The organism is Desulfonatronospira sp., from assembly GCA_003563255.1.
Taxonomy (GTDB): Bacteria; Desulfobacterota; Desulfovibrionia; order Desulfovibrionales; family Desulfonatronovibrionaceae; genus Desulfonatronospira.
In genome coordinates this window covers 1-6433 of the sequence record PWSL01000045.1, presented here as the reverse complement: position 1 = coordinate 6433, position 6433 = coordinate 1, and the positions used below count along the sequence as shown (strand labels likewise).

Sequence of the window (6433 nt, the reverse complement as noted above, 5' to 3'; positions counted from 1 at the left end):
TGTCTATTTCACCGGGCAGGCAGATTGACACAGATAAAAGAGATTGAAGAAGCATGTTTTTTCCTTGCGGGAATAAGACCCCAGTTGAATCCTTTCAGGGCAGCTGTCGCTGCATTCAATCTCGCCACAGGCGTGACAGGACCCGCAAGGAAAAGGCATCAGCCAGTCGTTCAGGCTGTGGCGTCTTGATGGGCCGTTGATAGTCCACCATAAATGCTTGTCCAAAATTATGCTTGTTGGTTGCAGGCAAAATTGCAGGTAACCTGGAAAGACATGACGAACAGCATGTTTTTGTTGACCTCATTATCATTTTGTGTTATGATTTATTAAATAATAGCACATACAAGGCAGGAGTTTATGAAAGATTTGTCAGTATGCCCCCGGATTTACGGATACTGGAACTGGAGAGCTGCAAGTTTTGATGCCACCTCATGCAGGCAGGAGCCCTGGGTGGAAGTTTATGCCAGGGCTCTTGCCCTGAAACCAGGGGCTAAAGTTCTGGATCTGGGAACAGGCACTGGCTTTCTGGCCCTGGGCCTGGCTGCCAGAGGTTATCGGGTTACAGGGATCGACATCTCAGAGAAGATGTTGGAACTAGCGGGCAACAAGGCCCGGGACATGGGCCTGGAAGTTGAATTCATACATATGCCTGCTGATGAGCCGGATTTCACGCCCGGCTGTTTTGATGCTGTGGTCACCAGGAATCTTATCTGGACCCTGAAGGATCCCTGGCAGGCGGTAAAAAACTGGTCGTTTCTTCTCAGAGCAAATGGCCGTCTGGTTATTTCAGACGGAATCTGGCGCCCTGTTACCGCCATTCAGAAAATGAGCGGCTTGTTTATGGATTTTCTGCAGAAGTTTGGCCGGGATCAGGAAAATCATCCTGGAAAATTCAAAAAAATGTACAAGCCCGTTGATCCTGAACTGCCCTTTGGCATGGGCCTTTATGCCTGGCAGGCTCAAAAGCTTCTCAAGGACAACGGTTTTGTCTCAATAACCGGCCATGAGCAGGAATTTGCAGAAAATCCTTACACACGGAAAGGCAAATTCTTTCCCGGATATGGCCAGTTTTTCATTCTGTCTGCCACGCGGGGATAAGGCTTGTGTTCTCCAGGCGCAGTACTTTATGACACAGGACCTTGAGCAGACTAAAGTCATGACTGATGAAAAGTACACCCATGCCTTTTTCAGCAGCCATAGTTTGAATCTGTCTGGCTACCTGGGCCTGGACAAGGGGGTCGAGCCTTGAAGTGGGTTCATCAGCCACCAGGAAAAAAGGTTCTGCCAGGATGCATCTGATCAGGGCCAGCCGTTGAATCTCTCCTCCTGAAACCTTGCCCGGGGGGCGCTTGAGGATGTTCTGTTCCAGCTTCATTTCCTGCATAAGCATGGAAAGCCTTTTCTCAGCCTGCATTTTGTCCAGAAACAAAAAACGCAGGACATCCCTGAATGATTTTTCCAGAGTCTGGAAAGGGGCAAAGCTCAGGGCCGGGTCCTGAAATATTTTCTGAAATCTGGGACGAAGACGTTTTTTTTCCTTCCTGGGCAGGTAATTCAGTTCCCTCCCGTTCCAAAGCACCCGTCCTGAATCAGCCCGGCTCAACCCGAGGGCTATGTTTCCAATAGTGGTTTTTCCCGAGCCCGAAGGCCCTGATAGACCCACCAATTGTCCGGGTTCAACACAAAGGCTTACCCCGTTCAGTATTCTTTTCTTTTTTGTATTCAATAGTCCCAGGGAAAAGGATTTATGGATTTGCCTGAGCTCAACAGCAGCTGGTCCTGAATTGATATGACTGCAGGTCATCTGCTTTCCCAGGGGGCATGAAGCCCGTTTTCCGGCAGAGCCATGATCAGGTCCCTGGTGTATTGTTGTTTCGGATCATTCAGCACCTGATCTGTACTTCCCTGTTCAATAATTTCTCCGTTGAGCATGACTCCGGTTCTGCCGCCCAGCAGACCGGCCACTGTGAAGTCGTGGGTTATGCAAAGCAGGGTCTTGCCTTTTTCCATCAGCTTAACAAGCAATTCCACAGCCTGCAGTTTCAAATTTGCATCCAGTCCCTTGGTGGGCTCATCTACAATGATTAAAGAGGCAGGTGAGGACAGGGCCATGGCAATGGCGCACCTCTGATTCATGCCTCCAGAAAGTTCATGGGGGTAACCCTGAGCAAAAAATCGGGAAAGCCCAAGCTGACCAAGAATATCCTGCGCCTTTTTCCAAGATTCACTTCTGGATCTTTTTCCTGGCCACCTGAATATTTCAGCCACCTGAGAAATGATTTTCATGGTGGGATTCAGAGCCATTCCCGGCTCCTGGGGCACCAGAAATGTATTGTCATCGGGGTGGCCATTGTTCCCGGGGCTTATGGGCAATCCGGAAATGGTTATCCGGCCATTTGCCAGCAGGTCTTCCGGCAGTATTCCTGCCATAGCCCAGGCCAGAATGGATTTGCCGCTGCCTGTCTCACCAACCAGATTGAAGACGCTGTTTTCCGGAAGGGAAAAACTGATGTCTCTGACCAGCAGGTTTTCAGGATCATATTTTGAGCTTATGCTCAGCTTTTCAATATTCAGCATGGCCCGTTCCAGCTATATGGTTGAAGGGTTTTTGTACTCCATGGTTCCTGCAAGCCTGAGGCAGGCAAAAACAGTAATAAATACAAGAATAGACGGGATAAGAGAAAGGTGCGCAGCGCTTCTCAGGTACGGCAGTCCATCAGAAATCATTGCCCCCCATTCAGGCATGGGCGGTTTGATGCCTATGCCCAGAAAGCCCAGTGACGACAGAGCCAGGATGGACTTGCCTATACCAAGAGACACCAGGGGCAGAATGGGTCTGGCCACCTGGGGCAGAACATAACGATACAGAATAAACCAGACAGGAAATCCAGACAATACTGCCGCCTGAATGTAGGGAGCAGACGAACAGGTCCTGGTCACGGATCTGGCCACCCTGCAGTAGTCGGGCCATGTAGTTATGATCAGAGCAACTGCCAGTACCATTACCCCGCCTTTAGTCAGGCCGGTGATCATCAGGGCCAGAAGAATCCCCGGGAAGGCCAGGGTGGTGTCCACGAGGCGGCTGATGAGAATGTCGGTGACACCTCTTGTGTACCCGGCGATCATACCCAGGATTGATCCCAGGATGGCTGAACCCAGGGAGATGATTATAGCCGCACCAAGAGATATATATGTGCCATGTGCTATTCTGGCCAGAATGCAGCGTCCGAACTGGTCCGTGCCCAGGATATGTTCCCGGCCCGGCCCGGCCAGTCTGTTCATGAGATCCTGGCTGAATGGATCAAGACCGGGCAGAAGGGACAGAGCACCCAGCCCCGCTGGGATCAGCAGTAGATAGATTGAGTGCATGGGTGTCCCGTGTCCGGCCAGTACTGTTGAGACGTTCTTCATGTCCGATCCGTGGTCTGCTGGGCTGAAGCCGGATCAAGTCTTAGAAGGATCAGGTCCACCAGAGTGTTTATGCTTACATAAATCACCCCTATGAGCATGGCCACTCCCTGGATTACAGGAATATCCCTGGCCATGATGGACTCAAGCAAAAGATGCCCGATTCCCGGCCAGGCGAAGATACTTTCTACGATGACCACTCCGTCCAGGAGAAAGGCGAACTGCAGTCCCAGAAAAGTCAAGACCGGGGCTGAAGCGTTTTTCAGGCCGTGTCTTATCAGCACCTGGTATCCAGGAAGGCCCTTGGTCCTGGCAAACAGGTAATAACCAGAGTTTCTCACGGTGTTTACGGAAGAGGCGATGAGCCGGTTGCTCATGGCAAAGAGACCCAGCCCAAGGGTCAGGGCCGGGAGGATTATGTGTTCCGGCCTGGTAAAGCCAGCAACAGGCAGAATCATAAGGTATATGCTGAATAATAGGATGAGCAGCATAGCCAGAACATAGGGGGGGACTGATACCAGTAAAGAGGATATTATCTGCAGGGACTGGTTCAGGCGGGAATGGGGCCTGGAGCCTCCGGCTATGCCCAGAGGAAGGGCCATTGCCAGGGAAATGCCCATGGCAGCAAGGGCCAGCTTGAGGGTGTAGGAAAAGTGGTAGGCAATGGTGGCGCCAACACCCTGGCCGGTAACCAGAGAATTGCCCAGGTCCAGGGTGATTGTCCTGCCCAGCCAGGTGCCGAATTGATAGAGACCTGAACGCTCGAGACCTTCCTGGGCCCTGATGTCCCGGACTACTTCAGGAGTGACCCGGTCCAGGTCATACCTGGCAATAGCCACCTGAGTGGCGATGTCCCCCGGACCAAACCAGGTGACCAGAAAAGTAAGGGTGGCCACCACCAGGGCAATGACTACCACCTGTAAGATCCGGTTCAGAAAGACATAAATCACTGGTTAAAAGACACTCCTTCAGGGTAAGGCCGGAGTTCAAAAGGGTCCTGGTTGAATCCGTCCACTTTCCGGGATACTGCTACGTGGTTATCGTACCAGGCAATGGGTATAACCGGCATTTCTGTATTGAGGATTTCCGAAATCCTCCAGCCAGTGACTCTGCCTTTCTCGAAGTCAAATTCATTCATGTAATCATCCAGCAGAGAGTACAGCTCAGCAGACTCCCAGCCCATGGCTCCCCAGGCCCCTCTTTTGTCTGTAGGTCCGAAATCAGCCAGTATGGTGGCTATGGCATCAGGAATCTGACCGTAATTTCTGGCCAGAAAAGCGGCCTCCAGGGTTCCGTCGGAATGTCTCTGAGGGATCATTCCGGATTCAGTAACCAGGATATCCATTTCGATGCCCACTTCCTTCAGCTGGGCCTGGATGGCCTGGGCCACCAGGGGCAGGGAAGGACGGGCCGAATAGGTGATCAATTCGAAGGAGAATTTTTGTCCATCCCTGACCAGGACACCGTCAGGGCCTTTGGCCCAGCCGGCTTGTTCAAGCATCCTGGCCGCCTTTTCAGGGGCGTAAAGAAAGTGTTCTGGAACGCCGGCCTCTTTATTGTGCCACGCTGAAACCGGGGGCAGCAGCTGAGTTGAGGCCGTATCAGGATTATCCAGAAGGGCCTCGGCTATAGCCTGTCTGTCTATGGCCATGGACAGGGCCCGGCGTGTCCGGGGATCATTGAAAAGGTCAAGAGAGCAGTTGAGTTTCATCAGGCGGACTCTGGGCAGGGCAGCGCTGTGGATTTCCATCTCTGGAAGTCTGTCCAGTCTGGCAGCCGCTTCCGGTGCAAGAGTCAAGGAAATGTGCGCTTCTCCGGATTCAGCCATAAGAGCTCTGGTTTCTCCATTGGGTACGGCCCGGTACTCGGCCCTTTCAATGTTGGCCCTGTCTCCCCAGTAATCTTCAAAAGCCCTGAATTCAAAGTAAGTCATCCCCTGATGCGAGGCCAGTTCATACATACCTGTGCCGATGACCCGGTCGAATTCCTGGTCATACATTGCCGGTGCGCCGATCGCACCGGAATAATGAGCCAGAAAAGATGGCAGAGCTGAAAAGGGTGTGCTGGTTTTTACGGTAAGGACCAGCTCCTCTTCCGGTTCAATCTTTTCAATGTCCACTCCCTGGAAAGCTCCCTTGTCCAGGGCGTGGTTTAGAGCCCTGGATGCGGCCCGGGCATTGAAAGGGGTGCCGTCGTGAAACATTGCATCTTTTCTGAGATGGAATAACCAGGTCAGCCCGTCATCCGAGGTCTCCCATTTCTCTGCCAGTCTTGGGGATATGCCGCCCTGACGGTCAGAAGTGACCAGGGTTTCCAGGCAACCCATGCGGGTGAAGACAAAGCCTGAATCAGATGGATCCAGTGAGTTTCCCTTCCAGGGCGAAACTACAATCAGTGGTTCGTCAGCCAGGAGCGGGTTTACAGTGATCAGGCAAAAGCCAAGAAAGACCAGGGTCATGACGGCATTCAAAAAAACCTTTTTTAGCATGCTGATTCTCCTGTTGGGCAAGAAGCACTTCTTGCAGTCGCAGTTTTGAAGGTGCTGGATGGTGGCTGCAGGCAATGAATTGAAAGCTCAAAACCTGCCCTGATTCATTAACACTACAGCGACACTTTGTGTTAATTATCGCCTCGGCCACCGGGGACAGGCACTTTTGCCGACCTCAAACCGTAAAACGGCCGGACTATCCGGCGGCAAAAGAGCCAGTCCCCTTTCAGCTTAAATAAAGTGTCGCTGTAGTCTTTAAGTAATTAAGTAATACATATTTCAGGAAAGTGTCAATAAAAAGATAAATATATTAAATCAGTAGCACGGATAGCAGGTATTTTATGTCATTCAGGGCTAAAGAAGGTCAAGAGGTTGCTTGATGTGAGATTTGACCTGACAAAGGCAGGCAGATTAAGTAGCCCTACAGCGAAACTTATTATTAACCTCCGGGGACTGGCTCTCCCCGCACTTATTTTTTCCAATAAAACCAAGATCATTTGTAATAAAAATAAGTGCGGGGGTGCCTGTCCCCAATTG

6 protein-coding genes are annotated in these 6433 nt (G+C 51.4%); 1 reads left to right on the top strand and 5 read right to left on the bottom strand.

Annotation, left to right across the window (positions count from 1 at the left end):
* Nucleotides 1-357 precede the first annotated feature (357 nt).
* Nucleotides 358-1098 carry a class I SAM-dependent methyltransferase gene (locus QZP87_RS01445; protein WP_291321145.1) on the top strand — a complete coding sequence of 247 codons (741 nt, stop codon included), beginning with the start codon at nt 358-360 and terminating at the stop codon, nt 1096-1098.
* On the opposite strand, the gene QZP87_RS01440 is transcribed toward QZP87_RS01445, so the two are convergent.
* The 5 genes from QZP87_RS01440 to QZP87_RS01420 are packed head-to-tail and all read right to left on the bottom strand — an operon-like array spanning nt 1073 to nt 5896.
* Nucleotides 1073-1804, bottom strand: a complete 732-nt coding sequence (locus tag QZP87_RS01440; protein ID WP_291321144.1) for an ATP-binding cassette domain-containing protein — start codon at nt 1802-1804, stop codon at nt 1073-1075. The two genes, QZP87_RS01445 and QZP87_RS01440, sit on opposite strands and share 26 nt — an antisense overlap.
* A complete protein-coding gene (locus QZP87_RS01435) occupies nt 1801-2577 on the bottom strand; it encodes an ATP-binding cassette domain-containing protein (protein ID WP_291321143.1) in 777 nt (258 codons plus the stop codon). Before QZP87_RS01435 ends, QZP87_RS01440 begins: the two co-directional genes overlap by 4 nt.
* 12 nt (nt 2578-2589) lie before the next feature.
* Entirely contained in the window at nt 2590-3411 is an 822-nt protein-coding gene (locus QZP87_RS01430; RefSeq protein ID WP_291321142.1) for an ABC transporter permease, read from the bottom strand.
* Nucleotides 3408-4358 carry an ABC transporter permease gene (locus tag QZP87_RS01425; protein WP_291321141.1) on the bottom strand — a complete coding sequence of 317 codons (951 nt, stop codon included), beginning with the start codon at nt 4356-4358 and terminating at the stop codon, nt 3408-3410. The genes QZP87_RS01430 and QZP87_RS01425 overlap by 4 nt, the downstream gene beginning before the upstream one ends.
* Nucleotides 4355-5896, bottom strand: a complete 1542-nt coding sequence (locus QZP87_RS01420; RefSeq protein WP_291321140.1) for an ABC transporter substrate-binding protein — start codon at nt 5894-5896, stop codon at nt 4355-4357. The genes QZP87_RS01425 and QZP87_RS01420 overlap by 4 nt, the downstream gene beginning before the upstream one ends.
* Nucleotides 5897-6433: the final 537 nt, after the last annotated feature.

Coding starts and splice junctions, on each gene's coding strand:
- QZP87_RS01435 (WP_291321143.1), bottom strand. CDS start 2,577: ATGCTGAATATTGAAAAGCTGAGCATAAGCTCAAAATATGATCCTGAA.
- QZP87_RS01440 (WP_291321144.1), bottom strand. CDS start 1,804: ATGACCTGCAGTCATATCAATTCAGGACCAGCTGCTGTTGAGCTCAGG.
- QZP87_RS01420 (WP_291321140.1), bottom strand. CDS start 5,896: ATGCTAAAAAAGGTTTTTTTGAATGCCGTCATGACCCTGGTCTTTCTT.
- QZP87_RS01445 (WP_291321145.1), top strand. CDS start 358: ATGAAAGATTTGTCAGTATGCCCCCGGATTTACGGATACTGGAACTGG.
- QZP87_RS01430 (WP_291321142.1), bottom strand. CDS start 3,411: ATGAAGAACGTCTCAACAGTACTGGCCGGACACGGGACACCCATGCAC.